Raw genomic sequence first — 24,177 nt, 5'->3', positions numbered from 1 at the left:
TAGTAAATGATTATTTATTGTTTCATTAAAAGTTCAACCGTTTTAATTTTCAAATTATCGCCAGAAGCCAGCATTAAAGCTGTTTCATCTTTATCATTGGTGATCGTAATATCAGCGCCCTGATCTAGTAATAATTTTACTTTTCTATAGGTTTCCTTTGCCATTTCGGCATCATAATTAACATTATAGGCACAAACTTTATGCAAAATCGTGTTTCCTTGATTGTCTTGTTCGTTAATATCTAAAGAAACATTTTCTAAAACTGATTTCAGGATATCTGACTTCTTTTCCACAATAAAATCAATTCCGGATTTTGGCTGTCCGTAATGTTGAGCACAGAAATTCACATCGGCACCATCAGCTAACAATCTTTCAAGAAATGTAATATCTGTTGGCGAACCAGAAACAGAATTGATAAAATTAGTCAATAAAGTTCGTCCGTCTTTGTTTACAATATTAAAATCAGGTGAAGAAACAGCTGCTAAAGCATCGTACATATCATACGAAAACTGTTCAGCCACAGCATAATAAAAAGCAGTATTGTTGAGGTTGTCGGTTTCGTTAGGATCGGCGCCGTTTTCAAGCAAGAACGATAGAATATCTTTTCTGGCTCTTTTAACAGCGCACATTAACGGAGTTGTCCCAACAATATTTTTTTCGTTAATGTCAACACCGTTGTCTGTAAGTATAGAAATGTATTCTTTTGTTTTCTCTGTTTCCAAACCATAAGTATTTATAACAGAGTAGATGAGGTTTTCTTCGGCATTGTTTTTATACTGCGTATTTGCTCCAAAATTATCAATAAGGGTTTTTATGATTTTTGGAGGAGCACTTTTTTCCAGAAAATATCTTAGCAAAGTCTGATCGCTGATTTCATCATTAAGATTGTCCATTTTTGACATCAAAGCTTCGAAAAATGAAAGCGATTCGTCATCATCTTTTAAATATCTGGTCAAAGGAGCAAAAATTGATTTGTCAAAACTGTCCAGTTCGTAAATATCGGTTTCAATAAATCCGGCATTTATTAATTTTTCGATGAAATCAATCTCTTTGGCTTCAATAATTTTGGCTGCGATTTGAGAAAAATTGTTTTTAAGATATTGTTCGTTAAATTTTTCTCCGTTATTTAGGCATTCTCTGGCCTCGTCAAATTTTCCCTGAAAAAGGAAACTTTCAATCTGGTTTTGCATTTGTAGTGGTATTTAAAATGAAGAATTAAGTTTGATTTTAAATCAGAATTGATAATTTAGGCGTTCCCGAATTATGTTGTAAGATAAAAACATAAAATTGATAAATATATTTCAGGATAAAAATTAAAAAGGATTTTTTTATATAATAAAATTGACGGAGTGAGCTTTTTTTGAAGAATATTTTCTAAAATTGATAGATAGAGAAGAAAATTAAAATGATTTTGATACTAAAAAAGGGCAGGTTTTTTATTTAACAACCCTTTAGAAGTAATCCATAAAAAGCAAACTAAAAAAAATACTATCTTTACCGATCAAACGTTTATGAACTTAAGCTGCGTTTCTGCAGCACTACATATATAATTATGGCATGTACAAGTTGTTCAACCTCAGATGGTGGCGCACCAAAGGGTTGTAAAAATAATGGGACTTGCGGCACCGATAGCTGCAATAAATTGACTGTTTTTGACTGGCTTGCGAACATGAGTCCGTCTAATGGAGAGGCGATTTTTGATTGTGTTGAGGTTCGTTTTAAAAACGGACGCAAGGAATTTTTTAGAAATTCAGAGAAATTAACTTTAAGTATTGGTGATATTGTAGCAACTGTTGCATCGCCAGGACATGATATTGGGATTGTTACTTTGACAGGAGAATTGGTAAAAATTCAAATGAAGAAAAAAGGTGTTAATCACGAAAGTAACGAAGTGCCTAAAATTTATCGAAAAGCATCTCAAAAAGACATCGACATTTGGTCTGTAGCCCGTGATCGCGAAGAACCAATGAAAGTTCGTGCGCGTGAATTGGCAATTCAGCATAAATTAGAGATGAAGATTTCTGATATCGAATTTCAGGGAGATGGGTCAAAAGCTACTTTTTACTACACAGCAAATGACAGAGTCGATTTTAGACTTTTGATTAAAGATTTTGCTAAAGAATTTAGTACAAGAGTTGAAATGAAACAAGTAGGTTTCCGTCAGGAAGCGGCTCGTTTGGGTGGAATTGGTTCTTGCGGACGTGAACTTTGCTGTTCAACCTGGTTAACAGATTTTAGAAGTGTCAATACTTCGGCGGCGCGTTACCAACAGCTTTCGCTAAATCCCCAAAAATTAGCCGGACAATGCGGAAAATTAAAGTGTTGTTTAAACTACGAACTAGATACATACATGGATGCCTTGAAGGATTTTCCGGATTACGATACTAAATTAGTTACCGAAAAAGGAGATGCAATTTGCCAAAAACAAGATATTTTTAAAGGCTTGATGTGGTTTGCTTACACCAATAATTTTGCAAACTGGCATGTTTTGAAAATTGATCAGGTAAAAGAAATTATCGCTGAAAATAAACTGAAAAACAAAGTTTCTTCTCTTGAAGATTTTGCTATTGAAGTAGTTTCAGAACCTGAAAAAGATTTTAATAACGCAATGGGTCAGGAAAGTTTGACTCGTTTTGATCAGCCAAAAAGAAAGAAAAAGCCAAATCGCAAACGCAAACCTAACGCTGAAGGCACTGTAGTGGCTACTCCTGCTAAACCGCAACAAAGTAACAATAACAGCAATAAGCCTGCGGGAGGAGGAAATCCGAACAAAAACAAACAGAATAATAACAATAAACCAAATAATTCGAATAAGCCCAAATCGAATGATAACAAACCAGCTGAACCGAGAAAACCTATAATTATTACTAAAAATGAGAATAAAAAATAGCGGAATTCTTCTTTTGGCAGCAATACTTCTTTTTTCTTGTGATAAAAAAAGAGTATTCGATGAGTACAAATCTGTTGGAAGCGCCTGGCACAAAGACAGTATTGTAACCTTTGATCTGCCTGTTTTAGATTCTACCAAAAAATACAATTTATTTGTAAATTTGAGAGATAACAACAATTATCCTTTCAAAAATTTGTTTTTAATTGTTGCTATTGAAACACCAAATGGTTTTACCAAAGTCGATACTTTAGAATACGAAATGGCTAAACCAGATGGAACCTTGTTAGGAAATGGTTTTACTGATATAAAAGAAAGTAAACTGTATTACAAAGAGGATGTTAAGTTTAGAGGAAAATACAAAGTACACATCAAACAAGCTGTTCGTGAATCGGGAAAAATTCCTGGTGTTGAAGCTTTAGAAGGTATTACAGACGTAGGTTTTAGAATAGAACAAAAAGATTAGATAAATAGTTATGGCCACCAAAAAAAACAATCAACCTAATAGTACTAAAGATATTAACTACTATAAAAAGAAATTCTGGAGATTTTTTGTCTACTTTTTATTAGGCATTCTGGCTTTCTTTTTATTTGCTTCGTGGGGGCTTTTCGGATCGATGCCTTCTTTTGAAGATTTAGAAAACCCGGATTCTAACTTAGCAACAGAAATTATTTCTTCTGATGGAGTTGTAATTGGAAAGTATTTTAAAACCAACAGATCGCAGCTTAAATATTCGGATTTACCAAAAAGCCTAGTTGAAGCGTTAGTTGCCACCGAAGATGCTCGTTTTTACGAACATTCCGGAATTGACGGACGTGGAACTTTAAGAGCCGTTTTTACTTTAGGAACAAATGGTGGAGCGAGTACACTAACACAACAATTAGCTAAACAATTATTTCATGGTGAAGGTTCTAAGTTCTTGCCATTTAGAATTGTACAAAAAATAAAAGAATGGATTATTGCCATTCGTCTTGAAAGACAATACACGAAAAACGAAATTTTGGCCATGTATTGCAATGTTTACGACTTCGGAAATTATTCTGTTGGAGTAAGTTCTGCAGCACAGACCTATTTTTCGAAAGATCCAAAGGACTTGACAATGGACGAATCGGCTATTTTAGTCGGAATGTTCAAGAATTCAGGTTTATACAATCCGGTTCGTAATCCGCAAGGAGTAAAAAACCGTCGTAATGTTGTTCTTGGACAAATGGAGAAAGCTAAAATGATTTCTACAGCAGAAAAAGAAAGATTACAAGCTTTACCAATTGCCTTGAAATTCAAATTAGAAAGCCACCGTGAAGGTACAGCAACTTATTTCAGAGAATATCTTCGTGATTACATGAAAAAATGGATGGCTGAAAACAAAAAACCAGATGGTTCTGATTATGATATCTACAAAGATGGTTTAAAAATCTATACCACTATCGATTCAAGAATGCAGCAATATGCTGAAGAAGCAGTTTCTGCACACATGAAAAATTTGCAACAGCAGTTTACTATTGAACAGAAAAACAATAAAAATGCGCCTTTCGTAAATATTACACAAGCAGAAACAGACAGAATCATGATGCAGGCAATGAAAAACTCAACTCGTTGGGCAATCATGAAAGATCTGGACAAAAGCGAAGACGATATTATTGCTTCATTCAAAGTAAAAACACAAATGCGCATTTTTACCTGGAAAGGAGAACGCGATACTATTATGACGCCGCTGGATTCTATTCGTTATTACAAACACTTTTTACAATCTGGTTTAATGGCGATGGAGCCACAAACCGGAAATATCAAAGCGTGGGTTGGTGGAATCAACTACAAATATTTCCAATACGATCACGTTGGGCAGGGAGCAAGACAAGTAGGTTCTACATTTAAACCTTTCGTTTATGCAACTGCTATTGAAGAATTAAATATGTCTCCTTGTGATTCCATTTTAGATGGGCCTTTTATGATTCATAAAGGACGCCACCATGTTACAGAAGATTGGGAGCCAAGAAACTCTGACAACAGATACCGCGGAATGGTAACTTTAAAACAAGGTTTAGCAAATTCGATCAATACCGTTTCTGCTAAATTAATAGATCGTGTTGGTCCAGAAGCCGTTGTGGAATTAACACATAAATTAGGTGTTAAAACCGAAATTCCCGCTCAGCCTTCTATTGCTTTAGGAGCTGTAGATATTACGGTTGAAGATATGGTTGCGGCTTACAGCACATTTGCAAATCAGGGAGTGTATGTAAAACCACAATTTTTAAGTCGTATCGAGAATAAAAGCGGTGAGGTTATTTATGAGCCAATTCCGGAATCACACGACGTTTTAAATAAAGACATCGCTTTTGCAGTAATCAAATTATTGCAGGGAGTTACAGAAACCGGTTCTGGTGCACGTTTACGTACGCAAGGCGGTGGAAGCGGAGATAATCGTTGGACAGGATATCCATACATGTTCAAAAATCCGATTGCGGGTAAAACAGGAACAACACAAAATCAATCAGATGGTTGGTTTATGGGAATGGTTCCAAACTTAGTAACAGGTGTTTGGGTTGGATGCGAAGATCGTTCGGCACGTTTTAAAAGTTTGACTTACGGACAAGGTGCAACAGCAGCTTTACCGGTTTGGGCTTACTTCATGAAATTGTGTTATGCCGATAAGAATTTACAAATTTCTAAATCAGAATTTGAGCGTCCGGCAAACCTTTCTATCAAAGTAGATTGTTACAGCGCACCAAAAGTAAAAGATACAACTACAACAGAACAAAATACAGACGAATTCGAATTATAGTTTAAAGTTCGGTTGTAAATAAAGTTATCCTTTTGTGATCTTCTGAAATCAGTCGAAAACAAAAGGATTTTTTTTGAAATAAGTATAAAATTTTTTTATCGCAAAGTTCGCTAAGGTTTTATAAAGCTTTGCGAACTTTGCGTTTTTGTCTTTGTGAGCTTTGCGGTTAAACTAGCTATAGATTTATTTTTACGAAATCGTTATAATTTAATCTAAAAATGGTATTTTTATCAAAATTATACAGTAATAAAGTCAGTTTGTTATGATAACAAAAAAAGTGGATAGCGTGCAGGATGCTATAAAAGGAATTGAAAGCGGAATGACCATTATGTTTGGTGGTTTTGGTTTATGCGGAATTCCTGAAAATACTATTGCTGCTTTAGTAAACACATCAATTTCAGATTTAACTTGTATTTCGAATAATGCAGGAGTTGATGATTTTGGTTTAGGATTGCTTTTGCAGAAGAAACAAATCAAAAAAATGATTTCCTCGTACGTGGGTGAAAATGCAGAATTCGAACGTCAGATGCTTTCCGGTGAATTAGAAGTGGAGTTAACGCCACAAGGAACCCTTGCAGAACGTTGTCGTGCGGCCCAAGCGGGAATTCCAGCTTTCTTTACACCGGCAGGTTACGGAACCGAAGTAGCAGAAGGTAAAGAAGTTCGTGAGTTCAATGGAAAAATGCATATTATGGAAGAAGCTTTCAAAGCTGATTTTGCCATTGTAAAAGCATGGAAAGGTGACGAAGCTGGAAATCTTATTTTTAAAGGAACTGCCCGAAACTTTAATGCGTGTATGGCCGGAGCCGGAAAAATTACCATTGCCGAAGTTGAAGAACTGGTTCCTGTTGGAACTTTAGATCCAAATCAAATTCACATTCCGGGAATTATGGTACAACGCATTTTTCAGGGAGAAAAATTTGAGAAAAGAATTGAGCAACTTACTGTAAGACAGAGGAATTAGATAATTAGATAATTTGTCAATTAGATAATGAATTAGATAACGCAAAATTGTTGCGTTAAATAAATTTGATAATTGATATGTTATTGATTTTTATAAAATTACCTTAAATTACATAAAGTAAAATATTAGATAATTAGAAAATGTGATAATTAGAATTAATTAGATTGTTCAATGTTTAGGCATTATCTAATTATCTAATTTCCAAATTGACACATTGAGTTTATGTTAACAAAAGAAGATATAGCAAAACGAATTGCTAAAGAAGTAAAAGACAGATATTTTGTTAATCTGGGTATTGGGATTCCCACTTTGGTTGCAAATTATGTGAGAGAAGATATAGCAGTTGAGTTTCAGAGTGAAAACGGTGTTCTTGGCATGGGGCCTTTTCCTTTTGCAGGAGAAGAAGATGCTGATATTATCAATGCTGGAAAACAAACGATTACTACGCTTCCGGGAGCAAGTTTCTTTGATTCGGCCTTTAGTTTCGGAATGATTCGAAGTCAAAAAGTTGATTTAACTATTCTTGGCGCAATGGAAGTTTCTGAAAACGGAGATATTGCCAACTGGAAAATTCCGGGTAAAATGGTGAAAGGAATGGGAGGCGCAATGGATTTGGTGGCTTCTGCCGAAAATATCATTGTTGCAATGATGCACGTTAATAAAGCTGGAGAATCTAAAATTCTTAAAAAATGCACTTTGCCATTAACAGGCGTAGGATGCGTTAAAAAGGTTGTAACAGAGCTCGCAGTTCTCGAAGTGACTAAAAACGGTTTTAAGCTCTTAGAACGAGCGCCAGGTGTTTCTGTTGAGCGTATCATTGCATCAACCGAAGCAGAATTAATTATAGAAGGCGAAATTCCGGAAATGAACATTTAATTTTTTTCTTTAAAACATATCCCTTTAAGGGCTGGCGTTTATGCCAGCCCTTTTTTTGTTGAATAAAATCAAAGCTATGTCAGGTTTTATTTCTTATATAATGATGTTTCTGTACTACTTTTTTTATATAAAAATTTAAATACCAACGAATTATCGATTTTAGGCTTTCTATTTTGAGAAATTCTTACCCTTTGTTAAATAAAAGTGAATTTAAAGTAAAAAGTGTTGCATTTTATCGATTAACGGCAAATTTCATCGACTATCTAACAAAATTAAAATACTTTTATCCTAAATTAAAGTATTTACTTACGATAAATGTTTTATTTGTAATCATTTAACCAAATTTTAAAAACCCCTTAAATTATGAGAAAAAAATTACCAGGAATCATGGCGACCGCCGTTGTTTTTACTTTTACAATCTCTTCATTTGCTCAGACAGATAAGCAAATAAGTCAGAAAAATGTTTCTGAAAACGGACAACCAAGTTTAATTACCTTTAATGAGAAATCAACTTACAAAGGCTCAGATGCTCAAAAAGTCTTTAAGGAGCAACTTGGTTTAAAAGACTCTCAATCTTTTGCAAAAATCAAAACCCAATCTGACAAACAAGGTTACACTCATGAAAAATTTCAATTGTATGAACAGGGAATCAAAGTTGAATTTGCCAATTATACCCTGCATTCAAAAGATGGAAAATTAGTATCGATGAATGGTGAATTCTACGATATTGAAAATGTTAAAACTACACCCAAACTTTCTTCTCAGGAAGCTTTCAACAGAGCACTTAGCTACACACATGCAACAGAATATCTTTGGGAAAAACCACAAGATGCTATAGCAATGGATTATGAAAAACCAAAAGGAGAACTTGTTTTGTTGCCTGCAATGGAAGAACAAGGTGAAATACGCACAACTGATAAAGTTCGTTTGGCTTACAAGTTTGACATTTATGCTACAAAACCTTTAAGCCGCGGAGATCTTTATATTGATGCTGAAACCGGAAAAGCATTGTTTTATAATGCAACTATAAAACATTTAAACGATAATGTACATGCAAGGAAATCTTCTTCGGCAAATGCAGATAAAAATATATCGGCTTCAAAAATGGCAATTGTTGCTGCCAATGCCGCGACTCGTTACAGCGGAACGCAGACAATACAAACTACTTTAAGCGGATCATCTTATATTTTATCAGATACATCTCGTGGTTTAGGCGTTCAAACTTATAATTCTGCAAGAACAGCTACTTACCCAACAACAAATTTTTCTGATGCCGATAATAACTGGACGGCAGCAGAATATAACAACACCAATAAAGACAATGGCGCTCTTGATGCACATTGGGGTGCAGAAAAAACATATGATTACTGGTCAACAGTACACAGTAGAAACAGTTTTGATGATGCCGGTGCTAAAATCAAAAGTTATGTACACTATAATTTAGTTGCTGCAGGATATTCAAGCAACAATAATGCCTTTTGGAACGGAAGCGTAATGACTTACGGAGACGGAACAGGAACAGGAGGATTTGATATTTTAACTTCTCTGGATGTTGCCGGACACGAAATTGGTCACGCTGTATGTACTTACACAGCAAACTTAGCCTACCAAAAAGAATCGGGAGCAATGAATGAAGCATTCTCTGATATTTGGGCAGCTTGTATTGAATATCATTCAGCCCCTACAAAATCAATCTGGTTGGTTGGTGAAGATATCGAAAGAAGAAGCGGACACGTTGCTTTGCGTTCTATGAGCGATCCAAATGCTGAGGGACAACCGGATACTTACGGCGGAACGTATTGGATAAACGTAAATTGTACTCCAACAAACAACAATGACCAATGTGGGGTACATACAAATTCGGGTGTTTTAAATCACTGGTTTTACATTTTATCTGTTGGTAAAACAGGAACTAATGATCTTGGAAACGCTTACAACGTAACAGGAATTACTCTTGATAAAGCTGAGAAAATTGCTTTTCGTTTAGAGAGCGAATATTTAGGAGCCAACTCTACTTATGCTAATGCAAGAACTTTTGGAATACAATCTGCTATTGAATTATATGGTGCAGGTTCTGCCGAAGTTATTGCAACAACAAACGCGTTTTACGCTGTAGGTGTTGGTGCGGCATATTCTGGCTCAACAGATACTGTAGCTCCTTCGGCTCCAACTTCTTTGGCAGCTTCAGGAACAACAGGCACAACAACCAATTTAACCTGGACAGCTTCTACAGACAATGTTGCAGTAACAGGCTACGATATTTATCAGGGAACAACTCTTAAAGGATCATCTGCAACAACATCTTACACAGTAACAGGATTAACAGCTTCAACGGCTTATACTTTTAGTGTAAAAGCGAAAGATGCTGCCGGAAATGTTTCAGCTTCAAGCAGTACGGTAAATGTTACTACTACCACTGCTGGTATAACATATTGTGCATCTCAGGGAAATAGTACTGCAGATGAAAGAATTAGTAAAGTTGTTTTTGGTACGATCAATAATACTTCGACAGGAACAACAGGCTACGAAAACTATACTGCAATTTCTACAAATGCAGCAAGAGGAACAGCTTATACAATTACAATTACACCGGTTTGGACGTCTACGACTTACAATGAAGGGTATGCAGTATTTATAGATTACAATCAGGATGGAGATTTCTCAGATTCTGGTGAAACGGTTTGGACAAAAGCAGCTTCAAAAACAACTCCGGTTACAGGATCAATTACAATTCCTGCAACAGCAACTCTTGGAACAACAAGATTGAGAGTTTCTATGAAATACAATGCAATTCCAACATCTTGTGAGGCTTTCTCTTACGGACAAGTTGAAGATTATTCTATAAACATTACAGCTTCTGGAGCAGTTGTTGAAGAAAGTATTACCGGAATAGCAGAAACTGTTGAAACTGCACGTTTTGCTTTATATCCAAATCCGGTTGAAAGCGAATTAAATATTTCAATTTCAGAAAGTAATGGATACACTTATAGAATTACAAACACATTGGGACAACAGCTAAGTTCAGGAGAACTTTATGGAAATCCAATTGATGTAAGTAAATTGGCTACCGGAATTTACTTAATTGAATTAAATAACGGAAGTAAAAAAATCGTGAAGAAATTCGCAAAAAAATAAAAAATTGTAATTTAAAAAAGGAAAGCCCCGTAATGGGGCTTTTTTTTGTCAAAAGGTATTGAAAGCAAAATCAAATAATTTGCCGGAAATAAAAAAAGCGTTCATGATGAACGCTTTCTAATATAATTTGCTTTGGAAGAATCTTATAAATTAAAAGAAGCTCCTAAACTAAAAGTTGCCTGGTTGTTTAAATGATCGAATACGTCATTATCATTACCGTATTTTGCAATTGGGAATCCGATTTCTGTGAAAACACCAAATCCGTCAGTAAAAAAGTAACGACCACCAACGTGTCCGCCAAAATTGTGTAATCCTAAACTTAAACCTGGGTAAACATCTAATTGCTCAACACCAATTACGCTGCTTAAATTTGCATTAATTCTTGCTTTTGCATCAAAACGATCCTGAAATTCTGGTTTGTAATCATTTGCGTACACTACACCACCATATGTACCATTAAAATTATCAACTCCTAGTAAATAAGTTGTAACAAATCCGAAAGAGAAATTTTCTCCTAAACCGAAATCAATAGATCCCTGAATTCCTGATCCACCATCTTGTAAATTAGCACCAACGTTAACTTTCATGTCACCTTTTCCAGAGAAAGCCTGTTGGGCATTAGTGAATCCGAATGACGCTAAAAACAAAAGTGTAATAAATTTTTTCATAAACTTAAATATTAATTATTTGGATTGCAAATTTAGTTTTTTACACTTCAATTCCTACCTTTTTCATTAAAATACAATTCATTTAATGGGTCACTTTGCCAGAACTCCTTGGTATCCACGTTCATAATAGTTAGAGGGCCTTTAAAAGCAGCACCAGTATCAACATTCCAAACGCAGGCTTTGTTTATTGGAACCGTTTGACCAATTCTGGTTACGGGCGTATGACCAATATAAATCTCTTTGTATATCGTAAAACGTTTTGGATAAAATAAATCGTCGGGTTTTAAATTGGGGTCTAATGAAAGGGCTGATTCCCAAAGTGTTCTGTCCCAATAAAATAATTTAGGAAAGTACTCCCAGACTACGCCATTTAAGTTGGTAAAGCCTGCATGAACAAATAATCGGTTTTGATCATCAAGATAATAATCCTGCAATGCTTCAAAAAAAGCAATATGTGTTTTCTTTTTTTCTTCAGAAAGTTTAGAATATCCTTCAACAGTAGCTCTTCCGCCATGTTTGTACCACATTTCTTCATCAAATTCTTCATTTCGATTTTCCAGCCAGTCCAAGGCCAGTTGATCATGATTTCCTCTAATGCAAATGCAGTTTTGTTTGCTTTTAAGAGCAATCAAATATTCGATTACTTCTGCAGACTGACTCCAGCCATCTACATAATCACCTAAAAATATAAGAGTATCTTGTGTGGTAACCTGAGCTTTTATCAGCACTTGTTCAAGAGCGAGTAATCCGCCGTGTATGTCGCCTATAACAAATGTTCGCATTGTTTAATTTTTCATCTGGAAGAACAAAAATATAAAGAATAATTGGTTTGAACTCATCGAATTTATATTCTTTAAAAATTGATATTATTTATAACTGTTTTGAGCACTTTTTTATTGCTTTTCCTTTTTAAATTTGTAGCATGTCTGAAATGCCTACATATCGAAAAATTATCCATATTGATATGGATGCTTTTTATGCTTCTGTGGAGCAAATGGACAATCCTGCTTTACGCGGAAAAGCCATTGCTGTTGGAGGTTCAGAAAATAGAGGAGTAGTGGCGGCGGCAAGTTACGAAGCCCGAAAATTTGGTGTTAGAAGTGCCATTAGTGGAGTTCTGGCCAAAAAATATTGCCCTGAAATCATTTTTGTGCGTCCGCGTTTTGATAGATACAAAGAAATATCGGGTAAAATTCATAAAATTTTTCATGAATATACAGATTTGGTTGAGCCCCTTTCGCTCGATGAAGCTTATCTTGATGTAACTCAAAATAAAAAGGGAAATCCAAGTGCGAGTTTATTGGCTCAGGAAATCCGGTCAAGAATCCTCAGTGAAGTCGGACTTACAGCTTCGGCAGGAATTTCGGTCAATAAGTTCGTAGCCAAAATTGCCAGCGACATTAATAAACCAAACGGGCAAAAAACAGTAAATCCGGATGAGATTATACCTTTTTTGGAAGAATTGCCAATCCGTAAGTTTTATGGTGTCGGAAAAGTAACCACCGAAAAAATGTATCAGTTGGGAATTTTTACCGGAGCTGATTTAAAAACAAAACCGGTAGAATTTCTGGAGAAACACTTTGGCAAATCAGGTGGTTTTTATTATAATGTTGTGCGCGGAATTCATAATAGTGAAGTCAAACCTTCACGAATTACCAAATCTGTCGCAGCAGAACATACTTTTGATGTCAATTTATCTTCTGAGATTTTTATGTTGGAACAACTCGAAAGAATCGCCACATCATTAGAAAAAAGATTGAAAAGACATAATATTTCCGGTAAAACCGTGACACTTAAAATAAAATACAGCGATTTTACCCAACAAACCCGAAGCAAAACTTTGCCTTATTTTATTTCAGATAAAAGTTTGATTCTCGAAACGGTAGAAGAATTATTGTATCAGGAACGAATGAAAGATTCTGTTAGATTACTCGGAATTTCATTAAGTAATTTGAATACCGAGGAGAAAAAGGCGGTTGTTGTTCAGCTTAAATTTTCTTTTTAATAGTTATAAATTGAAGGAAATGAGGTTTTCCATATTTAGAATCAAGATTTTCATTTTACCTTTATAGAAAAGTTACTTTACGAATAAATCATTTGAGATGAAAAGAGATAATTCTGATGAAATTTCAAGCCGCCATTCAGTTCCTATCTTAGCATGGGATTTTCATTATGAATATATAAATGAACTGAAAGCTATTTTTACTGATTTAAAGAAAGTCGGTAAGATTTCAAGTGAATTTCATTGGAATGAAAAGAACCTGAAAATTAAGGAAAGAATTAAAGAGGAGATAATTGTGGTTACAGATATAAATCTGAAGATTGTTTTTGCCTCAACGGGAATTAAAAGAATGACCGGGTATACGGAAGAAGAGATTTTGGGAAAAACACCAAAAATGTTTCAAGGCCCCAAAACATGCAATGTCGTTTTAAAAGAAATTAGAGAAGCTATAAAACTTCAGATGCCATTTGAAAAAATAGTTGAAAATTATAAAAAAAACGGTCATAGTTACAAATGCAAAATAAATGGAGTTCCTATTTTTAACCTAAAAGGAGAACTATCGCATTTCATTGCTTTTGAAAGTGAAGATAAAAGTGCTTAATTTTTAGCCACAAAGGCACAAAGGCACATTATTATAAGAAACAAAAAAACCGCCCAAATAGGCGGTTTTTGCATATATAAAACTTGGTGTCTTAGTGTCTTTGTGGCAAACATCTACAGATTTTCAAAAAAGTCATTTCCTTTATCATCTGTAATAATAAAAGCAGGGAAATCTTTAACGGTAATTTTACGAACCGCTTCCATTCCTAATTCTTCAAAATCAACAACTTCAACTTTTAGGATATTATCTTGTGCTAAAATTGCCGCTGGGCCTCCAATTGAACCCAGGTAAAATCCGCCATATTTATTGCAGGCATCTGTAACTTGTTTGGTACGGTTTCCTTTTGCGAGCATAATCATACTTCCGCCATGTTTTTGAAACTCATCTACATAAACATCCATACGTCCGGCTGTTGTTGGTCCAAAACTTCCGGAAGCCATTCCTTCAGGTGTTTTTGCTGGTCCGGCGTAATAAACAGGGTGGTTTTTAAAATATTCCGGCATTGGTTTTCCGGCTTCTAAAAGTTCCATAATTTTTGCATGCGCGATATCACGTGCAACAATTACAGTTCCGTTTAATTTTAAACGGGTTTTGATAGGATATTGACTTAATTTAGCCAAAATATCAGCCATTGGCATATCCAGGTCAATTTCTACGGGAGCTTCTAAATGTGGAGCTGTTTCCGGTAAAAATTGTTTTGGATTTACTTCTAACTGTTCAACATAAATTCCGTCTTTCGTAATTTTCCCTTTGATATTTCTATCTGCTGAACAAGAAACGCCCAACCCAACCGGACAAGAAGCTGCGTGACGTGGCAAACGGATCACACGAACATCATGTGTAAAATATTTTCCTCCAAATTGAGCGCCAATAGCACTTTCCTGGCAAATTTGCTGTACGCGGTTTTCCCATTCTAAATCGCGGAAAGCCTGACCAGCCATATTTCCGGTAGTTGGCAAATGATCGTAGTATCCTGCAGATGCTTTTTTAACAGCACTTAGATTTGCTTCCGCAGAAGTTCCCCCAATTACTAAAGCCAAATGATAAGGAGGGCAAGCAGAAGTTCCTAAATCTTTAATCTTTGTGCGAATGAAAGCATCCATAGATTTATCATTCAATAAAGATTTTGTTTGCTGATACAAGTATGTTTTATTCGCAGATCCACCACCTTTTGCCATAAATAAGAACTCGTATGAATTTCCTTTTTTAGCATAAATGTCAATTTGCGCCGGAAGATTCGATCCTGAATTTTTTTCTTCAAACATCGAAATTGGAACAATTTGAGAATATCTTAGATTACGTTTTTGGTATGTATTGAAAATTCCTCTGCTCAACCATTCTGCATCATCAACGCCTGTAAAAATGCTTTCGCCTTTTTTGGCCATTACAATTGCCGTTCCTGTATCCTGGCAGCTTGGTAATTGTCCTTCGGCAGCTACAGAAGCATTTTGAAGTAAATTGTAAGCCACAAAACGATCATTGTCTGTCGCCTCTGGATCGTCAAGAATGTTTCTTAATTTTTGCAAATGTGTCGTTCTCAACATAAACGAAACATCTGTTAAGGCTTCTTCAGCCAATAACTCTAATCCTTTCGGATCAACAGTAAGAACTTCACGTTCTCCAAATTTTTCAACTTTCACAAAATCTGAAGTGATTTTGCGGTATTGCGTATCATCCTTTAAAATAGGATAAGGGTCTTGGTATATAAAATCAATCATTTCTTTGTTTTTGACAAAGTTAAAAATTATTTATCTAAGAAAGAATTTGAATAAGAGCCGTTTTGAGAGTTTATTTTATGTTGTGAAATTCATTAAAAGGCATTTTTTTCTCAAAATAAGATTTGTCTTTTGCAGAAAGTAACTGGCTTTTCCATTTATTTCCGCTTAAGCGAAAAACAATCGAGTCAGAATAAGTAACCATTCCCATGTCTTCGTCATTATCGTCAGGTTCAAACGAAACTCTTTTGCAGTAAAAAGATTCGGAATCTTTTTCGTTTGGAGTTGCAAATTCGACCCAGCTTCCCCAGCCACTGTCCGTCATAGAATACCATTGATAAACGAGTTGTAAATCATTGTTTTTTAAATGATAGAGATAATTGTTTTGATTATATCCGCAGGCTGGATATCCAAAAGAAACCTGAATAAATGAAGTGTTTTTGTTTGTAGCTGTTGCCAAGCCATAATCAGCTCCCCATTCTGATCCTTTTTGATAACCTTCGATTGTTACTTTTGAAGATGCTTTTTTCTCTTTGTTTTCATAAAAATCCAATCGGTATTTTACGATAACAATACTGTCTTTATCTACTTTTTGATCTAATAAATTTGCGAGAACGTAATTCCCTGAGGCATTTTCTTCTCCGTTAGAAATTGGAATGGTATCTGTTTTTATGAATTTTTCTGCAGAAGCAATTACAATTTCTGGTTTATTTTCTGAAGTGCTATTTTTTGTTTGAATTTGCGAAACCGGTTTTGGTTTCTGACAGCTTATTATTAGTGATAAAAGGAAAAGGTATTGTGGTTTCATGGTATTTTTGATTGGTCAATTATTTTTTAACGAATTAATTTCGATGTTTTATTATGTTTAAACTGGACTGAAGTCCAGCTCTACAAAATAAATCATTCCTACGGAATTTTACAACCTTCGTGAAAAAGAGTCGTCGGCTGAAATTAGGCTCTGTAAAATAAACTAATTCTCAGAATCTCTAAGAAAAGAGCCGTAGGCCTCGACGGATATTGTAGGGCTGGACTTTAGTCCAGTTTATAATAAGACCAATATTGTAGGGCCGAATTTTAATTCGGTTTTTTATAAAATCAATATTATAGATCCAGATTTTGATCAGGTTTTATAGATTAAATTAGATTTTTAAATACATATTTTTCTTCAAACGTAATTTTAAATTTATCTAAAAATGATAAATATTCGTCTTTGAAGTTTTGTGTTTTATGATGTTTCTCTTGGTTTTCGATATATTTATAAACCGAATCAATATGTGACTGACTATAAGAAAAAACACCATAGCCTTCCTGCCATTCAAATCTTGATTTTGTTAAGTTGTGATCATTAATATATTTTGATGATCTCCCTTTTACAATTTTCATTAATTCAGAAATAGAAACAGTTGGTTTTAAACCTAAAAAACAATGAACATGGTCTTCTGTTCCATTTACAATTATAGTTTTACAGCCTGTTTCATTTATTAAATTACCGATAACGCTAAGTAATTCCGATTTCCAATCCTTTTCTATAACTGCTTCTCTGTTTTTCACAGCAAAAACTGCCTGAATATAAACCTGATGATATGTGTTTGACATTTTAATATTTATTTACAACATTTAAATTTGGTTGTAATAATACGAAATATCTTATAAATAATTAATCTGTTTATTCATGTTTAAACTGGACTGAAGTCCGGCCCTACAAAATAAATCGTTCCTCCGGAACTTTAAGAAAAGGGCGTGGTCTCAACAAAATAATTATTCCACCAGAATTTGAGAAAAGAGCCGTAGGCCTCGACCAATATTGTAGGGCTGGACTTCAGTCCAGTTTAAAAATAATATAATATTGAATTTATTAGGTTAAACGACAAATTACGATTTGATTAAAAAAACCAGCTAGCCACAAAAATCGCAGTAATTACACAAATCACATCCACCAAAAGCATTGTGCCTAAAGCGTAACGGGTATTTTTTATATTAACAGAACCAAAATAAACCGCAATTACATAAAAAGTACTTTCTGCACTGCATTGAAAAATACTACTCAATCTTCCGGTTAAGGAATCTGCTCCAAAAGTATTCATCGAATCGATTAAAAATCCTCTTGAGCCTGCAGAGCTAAAAGGTCTAAGCATAGCTACCGGCAAAGCATCGGTAATTTGTTTGTTTACACCCATATTCGAAAAAATGAAGGCAATCCAATCGCTGATAATTTCAAATAAACCACTGTTTCTGAATAATGAAATAGCTACTAACATTCCCAAAACATATGGAAAAATAGTAACTCCCGTTTTAACACCATTATTTGCTCCTACTACGAATGCATCAAAAACGGTTGTTTCGGCTTCTTTAAATTTCTTTTCATGGATGAAAGAAAAAATCAATGTAAAACCTATTATAACAAGTAAAATTAGTGCCGATAGATTTGTTGTGAAAAAGTTTTTTCCAATCAAATCTAGATGGTTTACGTACATCAATAATCCAATAATGGCAGCAATTAATACCATTAAACCAATTACAAGAGAAGCACTTTTGAAATTAATTTTTTGTTTGATTCCAACAATTAAAAAAGCCGCAATTGTGCCAATAAACGAAGTAATGATACACGGAAGCATAACATCGGCAGGATTACTTGCGCCTGCCGCTGCACGATAACCAATAATTGAAGTCGCGATTAATGTTAAACCAGAAGCATGCAGACACATAAACATAATTTGTGCATCACTCGCTCTGTCTTTATCGGGATTTATTTCTTGTAAACTCTCCATCGCTTTTAGACCAAACGGAGTTGCGGCCGAATCTAATCCTAAGAAATTAGCAGCAAAGTTTAAAGTCATGTAGGAAATCGAAGGATGGTTTTTTGGAATACTTGGAAACACTTTTACAAAAACCGGACTTAGTCCTTTAGCTAATTTTCCAGAAGCTCCGGAAATAATTAAAAGTTCCATTAATCCACAGAAAAAGGCCAAATATGCAATAAGCGGTAAAATCAAATCAAGCAAAGTACTTTTACAGGTTGGCAATAAACCATCGGATTTTTGGATTCCGCTGTAAATTTTTACGGTTTTGTTTTTATAAACATACGTTGTATCGGCATTAAGCGTATCACGATTGATAATCATCGTTTGATCCGGCGCTTTTTTGATGCTGTCTTTGATAAAGGCAGGAAGTTGTTCAGCATATTTTTCTGAAACAAGAATTGGATCGTCTTTTTTTCCATTCAAAACAGAATCAATAGTATAAGTGTTGGCGGTAAACAAACTTACTATAATGAAGATAATCGACGAAATAAAAATGGTTAACCAAAATCTACTTAATACCATAACGCTGTTTTTTTTGTAAATGTAATTATTTCGAGATAATATGCACAAAGATTTTAGTGTCGAAACAGTTTTTTTGGATATATCGCCCCGATGGGGCTAAAAAGCTAAATGCTATTTTTTTTCTATAAATATTGCACTCCTAACGGAGTTGATTAAGCTCCATTGGAGCGTGATATTTATAGAAACAAAATATGTAAATCCTGATAGCTCCATCGGAGCGACATAAAACATTCTAATAAATTTATTCAATAACAATTTTGGTTTCCAGGTAATTTCCAAACGCTTTAATCCCTTCAAACAGAATTGCTTTTTTATGACTTTCGGTTTCATTAAAAAACTCAGTTTCTATTTTGGTGTGATCTTTTTTAATGGTTCTCTTCCAGGTTCCAATGACCTTGCTATTTTCCAAAATTATAGGTTTGAAGATACCATTATTGGTAAAAACTTTTGATTGATGATCTAATAAAATAGAAGCTTCTCTGGTTTTATATGAAATCAAAATCTCATCAAAAGCAGGAAGAAAATGTATGCTTTTCTTCAAGTTTAATGTTGTATTGTTTTGATTTACAAACCAATAAGTTTGGTCGTCAATAACAATAGAATTCAATTGCAATTGTATTGCATTAATGGTATTCTTGCAAATAGTAGGCGGAAAACCGGACCACCAGGAGAAATCAAGCAATGTTGCCGGGCCGTGACTTTCAAAATATCGTTTAGCCAATTTCGCCAAACCTTCTTCTTTGGTCAGTTTCGTTTTGGGTTTTGGGACACGTTCTTCGAGTAAAGCATAAGTCATTTGTTTGCCTTTCATTTTTCCGTTACAAACCAAACCATCCAATTCTGCATTCATCATGATGGCCGCATATAAAAAATCTTGTGCGGAACTTTTTTTAATGTTGAGTTCCTGCATAATTTCTTCCCGGGTTAAATGATTGTTTCCCGATAATATTTTTTCGATGGAGGAATTAATCTTATTCAGTTTTTGAATATCATAACCGTATTTTTTGGCAGATGAAATTACAATCTTTTTCACTTGTGGTCCGGAAACATCCAGCATCCAATGAATATCTTCGGCGGCAACAAAATGCCAGGTTGGCCGTAAAATATGAGTCCGAATGATTTTTGTAGAATTAATAGCTTCTTCAATCTCTTTTTCAGTAGCATTACAACGCGAACCAATCGCCCATTTTGCCATTCCATAATCCTGAGCCTGCATCGCGCCTAAGTGATGTACAATTTCCTGCGGAGAACATGAGTTTGTTTCTGAAAGTTTTTGAGAAACAAGTCTGTGATGCGATATTTCCTGATGTGTCATCTTCTAAAAGATTTAAACTTTGTAACTCTGTGACTTTGCAACTTTGTACCTTTGATTAAACATGAATAATTTCATCATCAATCAATAAATCTTCTCGACGCAAACGAAGGAAAATCTGCGCTACGGCAATTGTATCCTTCTCGCAATAGGTTACAATTCGATCAATATCTTTTTCTACATAAAACACATGCGCAACCTGACTTCCGTCAATATCTCCTTTTGGCGATGGTATGCCGAGAATCTTGGTAAGTAGTTTTAAAGAAGTAAAGTGTTTGTAATCGCCAAACTTCCATAACTCTAAAGTATCTAAATGTGGAATTTCCCAAGGTTTTTTACCGAACAAATTCAGTTTATCCGGAATTGCAATTTGGTTGATAATCATTCTGCGTGCCAAAAACGGAATATCGAATTCCTTCGCATTATGTCCGCACAATAAATGTTGAGGTTGATTGAAATGATTATTCAGCAAATTATTAAAATCCTTTAGAATCTTCTCTTCATCGCCAAAAAACGATGTTACGCGAAAATTTCGAATATCACCTTTAATCGTAAAATAACCGACAGAAATGCAAATGATCTTTCCGAATTCTGCCCAAATTCCGGCGCGATCGTAGAATTCTTCTGGAGTAAAATCTTCTTTTCTTTGATATTGAGTTTTTAAATCCCAAAGCGATTGCATTTCTGCGTCAAGCAAATTAAAGTTTTCTTCTTCAGGAACGGTTTCTATATCCAGAAATAAGATGTTGTTGAGGTTTGTTTTTTCGATCATGTTTTTAATTTAAACAGAGATTATACTAAATAACATATATTAATTTAGTTAAAGCTACTGCACGAAATTTATTATTTGTAAATATAAACCTATATTTTTAATTTGTGTAAATCTGTGAAATTTGTGTTTTTAAAACAAACTTTGCTGTGTAGTTGGGTTTTCGTGTTCCAAAAGCCATTTTTTGCGAGACAAACCTCCGGCGTAACCCGTTAAAGATCCATTTGTGCCAATAACGCGATGACAGGGCACAACAATCCAAAGCGGATTTTTACCATTTGCCGATGCAACAGCGCGAATTGCTTTTATATCACCCAGTTTTTTGGTTTGATCCATATAACTTATGGTTTTTCCGTATGGAATTTCTAATAGGGCTTTCCACACTTTTTGCTGAAATTCTGTTCCTTTAGGATTTAGTTTGAAATCGAAATCAGTTCTTTTTTTATCAAAGTATTCTTGTAATTGAGAAACAGCTTCTTTTAAAGCTTCAGGAATGACTTCAGAAACCTCATTTGTTCCCACATCTGAAACTGAAATTACAGCAATACCATCTTCATCTCCAACTATTTTGGTGATTCCTAAAGGTGAATTTATGTAAACTGTTTCCATATTTTACTATAAAGTTTTTTGACCGCAAAGGCGCAAAGTATTTCGCAAAGTTCGCAATTTTATTTAAACCATATAAGTATTTAAGTTTTGTTTTACCGCAGAGAACACAAAGTTTTTTCGCAAAGGTCTCAAAGTTTGTTATGTGTGAATGAATGGGTTTTGTTGCGTTTTACTTAGGAGGTCGCAAAGTTTTGCAGTTTGTTTATATGAACTTATATCACTTATATGGTTTAACAAACGTCAAGTTTAAAGTGATAGTTTAAACTATTTTCAACCTTTTCGCTTGAAATAATCTTTTTAATATTCGATTTTTCAACGCCAAATTTAGGCAACACCAAACCCTGTTCTTTTGCCTTCTGTGTATAATATTCTTCCCTTGTGGGATGAAAAGGAGCGACGGCATTGAAAACTTCATTCCATTTTGACTGATAAATGATTTCTTCAATAATGTTAATGCAGTCGTTTTGGTGAATTAAATTTACTGGCGCATCAGGGTTTTCGAGATTTTCCTTTCCTGCTAAAAATTTTACCGGATGACGATCTTCGCCAATTAATCCGCCGAAACGTAAAATGGTTGTTTCGAAGTTTTTATTTTTTTGCAAAAGAGTTTCTGCTAAAAGCAATTGTTTGCCACTTTCTGTTTCCGGATTTGGAGTTGTTTCTTCTGTGATTAAATCATTTTCATCTCCATAAACAGAAGTCGAACTTACAAAAAGTACCTTTTTTACGTTTGATTGCTCTATAAACGGAATCAAAGTTTTGATTTTTTCCACAAAAACCTTTCGTTGAGAATCTGAAGTATCAGAATTTGTTACGCGTAACTTTGGCGGAATATCAATAATTAAAATTTCGCTTTTGGCTAAAAACGGAATTACGGTCTCTGAAATACTTTCGCTTTCAAGCGTAACTAAAAATGGATTTATATCAGCATCCTTCAAAATTTGTAGCTTATTTTCAGATGTTGTCGATCCGTTTACAGAACGCCTTTTTGCGATTAAGCTTTTTGCCAAAGGCAATCCCAGCCAGCCACAGCCTAAAATACTTATTTGAGTCATTTTTTTGAAGGTTCAGAGTTGCAAAGGTACAAAGGTTCAAAGTTGAAAAACTTAAAATTGAAATTGATTCGTTTTTATCTTTGCGACTTTGCGAGATTAAAATTTGCGCACTTTTATTACAAATCTAAAAAGAAACAGATTTTTTCTTTTCCTTTTGCGCCAATTCGGTTGTAGAATTTTATAGCTCTTTCGTTAAATTGAGGTGTTCGCCATTGCATGTTAATGCAGTTTTTTGCTTTCCCAATTTCTTTTAGTTTGTTGATTAATACCTCTCCAATACCGTAGTTTCTGGCTTCTTCTTCTAAAAATAAACAATCCATGTGTATAATAGCTGCAGCATCCCAGGTTGAATGCATAAAATTATAAGTTGCATAACCTACAATGTCATTTTCTGTAGCAACTACTAAACAAAAGTGATTTGGCTCTGAAGCAAATAAAATCTTTTTTAAACCTTCTTCTTTTCCTTCAGGAGAATAATCGGCTTTTTCGTATTCAGCATGTTTTTGGCATAAAATAACAAGTTTTGGTAAATCTGAAAGCTCGCAATTTCTTATAGAATATTTCATTGAATATTAATTTCGGTTTGTAAAAAGGTAATAAAATGATGAAAGTAGTCAGGATAAACCTCATTTTGCCTGATTGCTATAAAGTGTTTTCTTTTTAGGCCGCTTTTACCAATTTTAATGGCTTTTATGGGATTGTTTTTCAAATGTGGAAGCAATGCCCATTTTGCCATCGACATAACTCCCATATCGGCTTTTACCATTTCCAGAGAAGCTTCGGTTAATGGAATTGCTGTAATTTTTTTGGGAGTTACTTTGGCTGGAGCCAAAACAAACTGATGAATCGTAACGGTTTCCATTGGAAGGGAATGAATCAGTAAATGTTCGTCGATAAAATCTTCGGCAACAACGTATTTTTTATTTGCCCATGCATGGCTTTCAGAAACAGCCATAACAACTTCATCCTGAAAAAGTTCCAGATATTTGATGTTGTTATCATTGATCTGGTCGCTGATAATGGCAATATCAATTGTGTTATCCAGTAATTTTTGCAGGGGAATATGTGTGGCTTCAGTAACAATCTTCAATTCAACATTTGGATACAGCAAATGAAATTGCTTTAAAACCGAAGGCAGCCAGTGGTAACTTGAAAAACATTCGGTACTAATCCTGATTTCGCCGTGCTCTCCAAAAACCATTTGTTTGATTTGAGATTCGGTTTGTGAAAGTTTGTCGAGAATTTCATTAGCAATCCCGTACATTTTTTCACCCGCTTTGGTTAAAACCAGTTTTCTATTCATTCTAAAAAAATAGGCGTACCCAATTGGTATTCGGCTTCTTTAAGTTGGTGACTTAACGCCGATTGGGTTAAATGAAGTTTTTCAATTGCTTTGGTGATACTTCCTTCTTCAACAATCGCTTTTATCAATCGTAAATGCCGTATTTCCATTTTTAGAGAATTAGTATACAAAGTAACAA

General features: G+C 34.6%; 22 protein-coding genes. 8 read left to right on the top strand and 14 right to left on the bottom strand.

Annotation, left to right across the window (positions count from 1 at the left end):
* Positions 1-14: 14 nt before the first annotated feature.
* Positions 15-1,190 (bottom strand): ankyrin repeat domain-containing protein, encoded by a 1,176-nt coding sequence (locus tag BUE22_RS07060; RefSeq protein WP_073394372.1) that lies wholly within the window; start codon positions 1,188-1,190, stop codon positions 15-17.
* A gap of 362 nt (positions 1,191-1,552) precedes the next feature.
* On the opposite strand from BUE22_RS07060, the gene BUE22_RS07055 reads away from it, so the two are divergent.
* The 6 genes from BUE22_RS07055 (at position 1,553) to BUE22_RS07030 (ending at position 10,642) form a co-directional block, all read left to right on the top strand.
* The gene (locus BUE22_RS07055) at positions 1,553-2,890 is read left to right on the top strand and encodes a PSP1 domain-containing protein (RefSeq protein WP_073394371.1); all 1,338 of its coding nucleotides are present in this window, start codon (positions 1,553-1,555) and stop codon (positions 2,888-2,890) included.
* Entirely contained in the window at positions 2,874-3,353 is a 480-nt protein-coding gene (locus tag BUE22_RS07050) for a gliding motility lipoprotein GldH (protein WP_042563576.1), read from the top strand. Before BUE22_RS07055 ends, BUE22_RS07050 begins: the two co-directional genes overlap by 17 nt.
* Before the next feature lie 10 nt (positions 3,354-3,363).
* Positions 3,364-5,667 (top strand): penicillin-binding protein 1A, encoded by a 2,304-nt coding sequence (locus tag BUE22_RS07045; RefSeq protein ID WP_073394370.1) that lies wholly within the window; start codon positions 3,364-3,366, stop codon positions 5,665-5,667.
* A gap of 262 nt (positions 5,668-5,929) precedes the next feature.
* Positions 5,930-6,631 carry a CoA transferase subunit A gene (locus BUE22_RS07040; RefSeq protein WP_073394369.1) on the top strand — a complete coding sequence of 234 codons (702 nt, stop codon included), beginning with the start codon at positions 5,930-5,932 and terminating at the stop codon, positions 6,629-6,631.
* 222 nt (positions 6,632-6,853) lie between these two features.
* Complete coding sequence (locus BUE22_RS07035; RefSeq protein ID WP_073394368.1) at positions 6,854-7,507, top strand: 3-oxoacid CoA-transferase subunit B; 654 nt, start codon at positions 6,854-6,856, stop codon at positions 7,505-7,507.
* Positions 7,508-7,870: 363 nt separating this feature from the next.
* Complete coding sequence (locus tag BUE22_RS07030) at positions 7,871-10,642, top strand: M4 family metallopeptidase (protein WP_073394367.1); 2,772 nt, start codon at positions 7,871-7,873, stop codon at positions 10,640-10,642.
* Between the two features lie 143 nt (positions 10,643-10,785).
* Here the strand turns inward: BUE22_RS07030 and BUE22_RS07025 are convergent, their stop codons facing one another.
* Both BUE22_RS07025 and BUE22_RS07020 read right to left on the bottom strand, forming a co-directional pair.
* Positions 10,786-11,310 carry a DUF6646 family protein gene (locus BUE22_RS07025; RefSeq protein ID WP_073394366.1) on the bottom strand — a complete coding sequence of 175 codons (525 nt, stop codon included), beginning with the start codon at positions 11,308-11,310 and terminating at the stop codon, positions 10,786-10,788.
* 47 nt (positions 11,311-11,357) lie between these two features.
* Complete coding sequence (locus tag BUE22_RS07020) at positions 11,358-12,092, bottom strand: metallophosphoesterase family protein (protein WP_073394365.1); 735 nt, start codon at positions 12,090-12,092, stop codon at positions 11,358-11,360.
* A gap of 140 nt (positions 12,093-12,232) precedes the next feature.
* Between BUE22_RS07020 and dinB the strand changes: the two genes are divergently transcribed.
* Complete coding sequence (gene dinB, locus BUE22_RS07015; RefSeq protein ID WP_073394364.1) at positions 12,233-13,315, top strand: DNA polymerase IV; 1,083 nt, start codon at positions 12,233-12,235, stop codon at positions 13,313-13,315.
* 97 nt (positions 13,316-13,412) lie between these two features.
* A complete protein-coding gene (locus BUE22_RS07010) occupies positions 13,413-13,913 on the top strand; it encodes a PAS domain-containing protein (protein WP_073394363.1) in 501 nt (166 codons plus the stop codon).
* Between the two features lie 113 nt (positions 13,914-14,026).
* On the opposite strand, the gene BUE22_RS07005 is transcribed toward BUE22_RS07010, so the two are convergent.
* The 11 genes from BUE22_RS07005 to BUE22_RS23870 all read right to left on the bottom strand — a co-directional run bounded on the left by BUE22_RS07005 (position 14,027) and on the right by BUE22_RS23870 (position 24,148).
* Positions 14,027-15,631: a fumarate hydratase gene (locus BUE22_RS07005; protein ID WP_042563567.1), complete on the bottom strand. Its 1,605-nt coding sequence runs from the start codon at positions 15,629-15,631 to the stop codon at positions 14,027-14,029.
* Positions 15,632-15,701: 70 nt separating this feature from the next.
* Positions 15,702-16,436 (bottom strand): hypothetical protein, encoded by a 735-nt coding sequence (locus tag BUE22_RS07000; protein WP_073394362.1) that lies wholly within the window; start codon positions 16,434-16,436, stop codon positions 15,702-15,704.
* 326 nt (positions 16,437-16,762) lie between these two features.
* The gene (gene tnpA, locus BUE22_RS06995) at positions 16,763-17,224 is read right to left on the bottom strand and encodes an IS200/IS605 family transposase (RefSeq protein WP_073394361.1); all 462 of its coding nucleotides are present in this window, start codon (positions 17,222-17,224) and stop codon (positions 16,763-16,765) included.
* 287 nt (positions 17,225-17,511) lie between these two features.
* Positions 17,512-18,951: a nucleoside recognition domain-containing protein gene (locus BUE22_RS06990; RefSeq protein ID WP_073394360.1), complete on the bottom strand. Its 1,440-nt coding sequence runs from the start codon at positions 18,949-18,951 to the stop codon at positions 17,512-17,514.
* Between the two features lie 241 nt (positions 18,952-19,192).
* A complete protein-coding gene (locus BUE22_RS06985; protein ID WP_073394359.1) occupies positions 19,193-20,266 on the bottom strand; it encodes a winged helix DNA-binding domain-containing protein in 1,074 nt (357 codons plus the stop codon).
* 55 nt (positions 20,267-20,321) lie between these two features.
* Positions 20,322-21,035: a 3'-5' exonuclease gene (locus BUE22_RS06980; RefSeq protein WP_073394358.1), complete on the bottom strand. Its 714-nt coding sequence runs from the start codon at positions 21,033-21,035 to the stop codon at positions 20,322-20,324.
* Between the two features lie 129 nt (positions 21,036-21,164).
* Positions 21,165-21,641, bottom strand: a complete 477-nt coding sequence (locus tag BUE22_RS06975) for a methylated-DNA--[protein]-cysteine S-methyltransferase (protein WP_073394357.1) — start codon at positions 21,639-21,641, stop codon at positions 21,165-21,167.
* Positions 21,642-21,871: 230 nt separating this feature from the next.
* Complete coding sequence (locus BUE22_RS06970) at positions 21,872-22,696, bottom strand: SDR family oxidoreductase (RefSeq protein WP_073394356.1); 825 nt, start codon at positions 22,694-22,696, stop codon at positions 21,872-21,874.
* A gap of 116 nt (positions 22,697-22,812) precedes the next feature.
* Positions 22,813-23,262, bottom strand: a complete 450-nt coding sequence (locus tag BUE22_RS06965) for a GNAT family N-acetyltransferase (protein WP_073394355.1) — start codon at positions 23,260-23,262, stop codon at positions 22,813-22,815.
* On the bottom strand, positions 23,259-23,999 hold the full coding sequence (locus tag BUE22_RS06960; protein WP_243396772.1) for a LysR substrate-binding domain-containing protein: 741 nt from the start codon (positions 23,997-23,999) through the stop codon (positions 23,259-23,261). The genes BUE22_RS06965 and BUE22_RS06960 overlap by 4 nt, the downstream gene beginning before the upstream one ends.
* Complete coding sequence (locus BUE22_RS23870) at positions 23,996-24,148, bottom strand: LysR family transcriptional regulator (RefSeq protein ID WP_243396771.1); 153 nt, start codon at positions 24,146-24,148, stop codon at positions 23,996-23,998. Before BUE22_RS23870 ends, BUE22_RS06960 begins: the two co-directional genes overlap by 4 nt.
* Positions 24,149-24,177 lie beyond the last annotated feature (29 nt).

Source organism: Flavobacterium pectinovorum (assembly GCF_900142715.1).
In the GTDB taxonomy this organism is placed as follows: domain Bacteria; phylum Bacteroidota; class Bacteroidia; order Flavobacteriales; family Flavobacteriaceae; genus Flavobacterium; species Flavobacterium pectinovorum.
Note: the sequence above shows the minus strand (reverse complement) of the source record. Positions and strands in the feature narration are given on the sequence as shown.

Excerpts from the sequence above, each read along its gene's own strand:
- BUE22_RS07055 (WP_073394371.1), top strand. The coding sequence starts at position 1,553 with ATGGCATGTACAAGTTGTTCAACCTCAGATGGTGGCGCACCAAAGGGT.
- BUE22_RS07005 (WP_042563567.1), bottom strand. The coding sequence starts at position 15,631 with ATGATTGATTTTATATACCAAGACCCTTATCCTATTTTAAAGGATGAT.
- BUE22_RS06960 (WP_243396772.1), bottom strand. The coding sequence starts at position 23,999 with ATGAATAGAAAACTGGTTTTAACCAAAGCGGGTGAAAAAATGTACGGG.
- BUE22_RS07050 (WP_042563576.1), top strand. The coding sequence starts at position 2,874 with ATGAGAATAAAAAATAGCGGAATTCTTCTTTTGGCAGCAATACTTCTT.
- BUE22_RS07020 (WP_073394365.1), bottom strand. The coding sequence starts at position 12,092 with ATGCGAACATTTGTTATAGGCGACATACACGGCGGATTACTCGCTCTT.
- BUE22_RS07040 (WP_073394369.1), top strand. The coding sequence starts at position 5,930 with ATGATAACAAAAAAAGTGGATAGCGTGCAGGATGCTATAAAAGGAATT.
- BUE22_RS07060 (WP_073394372.1), bottom strand. The coding sequence starts at position 1,190 with ATGCAAAACCAGATTGAAAGTTTCCTTTTTCAGGGAAAATTTGACGAG.
- BUE22_RS07035 (WP_073394368.1), top strand. The coding sequence starts at position 6,854 with ATGTTAACAAAAGAAGATATAGCAAAACGAATTGCTAAAGAAGTAAAA.
- BUE22_RS06980 (WP_073394358.1), bottom strand. The coding sequence starts at position 21,035 with ATGATCGAAAAAACAAACCTCAACAACATCTTATTTCTGGATATAGAA.
- BUE22_RS07025 (WP_073394366.1), bottom strand. The coding sequence starts at position 11,310 with ATGAAAAAATTTATTACACTTTTGTTTTTAGCGTCATTCGGATTCACT.
- BUE22_RS07030 (WP_073394367.1), top strand. The coding sequence starts at position 7,871 with ATGAGAAAAAAATTACCAGGAATCATGGCGACCGCCGTTGTTTTTACT.
- BUE22_RS07010 (WP_073394363.1), top strand. The coding sequence starts at position 13,413 with ATGAAAAGAGATAATTCTGATGAAATTTCAAGCCGCCATTCAGTTCCT.
- BUE22_RS07000 (WP_073394362.1), bottom strand. The coding sequence starts at position 16,436 with ATGAAACCACAATACCTTTTCCTTTTATCACTAATAATAAGCTGTCAG.
- BUE22_RS06965 (WP_073394355.1), bottom strand. The coding sequence starts at position 23,262 with ATGAAATATTCTATAAGAAATTGCGAGCTTTCAGATTTACCAAAACTT.
- tnpA (WP_073394361.1), bottom strand. The coding sequence starts at position 17,224 with ATGTCAAACACATATCATCAGGTTTATATTCAGGCAGTTTTTGCTGTG.
- BUE22_RS06970 (WP_073394356.1), bottom strand. The coding sequence starts at position 22,696 with ATGACTCAAATAAGTATTTTAGGCTGTGGCTGGCTGGGATTGCCTTTG.
- BUE22_RS06990 (WP_073394360.1), bottom strand. The coding sequence starts at position 18,951 with ATGGTATTAAGTAGATTTTGGTTAACCATTTTTATTTCGTCGATTATC.
- BUE22_RS23870 (WP_243396771.1), bottom strand. The coding sequence starts at position 24,148 with ATGGAAATACGGCATTTACGATTGATAAAAGCGATTGTTGAAGAAGGA.
- dinB (WP_073394364.1), top strand. The coding sequence starts at position 12,233 with ATGTCTGAAATGCCTACATATCGAAAAATTATCCATATTGATATGGAT.
- BUE22_RS07045 (WP_073394370.1), top strand. The coding sequence starts at position 3,364 with ATGGCCACCAAAAAAAACAATCAACCTAATAGTACTAAAGATATTAAC.
- BUE22_RS06985 (WP_073394359.1), bottom strand. The coding sequence starts at position 20,266 with ATGACACATCAGGAAATATCGCATCACAGACTTGTTTCTCAAAAACTT.
- BUE22_RS06975 (WP_073394357.1), bottom strand. The coding sequence starts at position 21,641 with ATGGAAACAGTTTACATAAATTCACCTTTAGGAATCACCAAAATAGTT.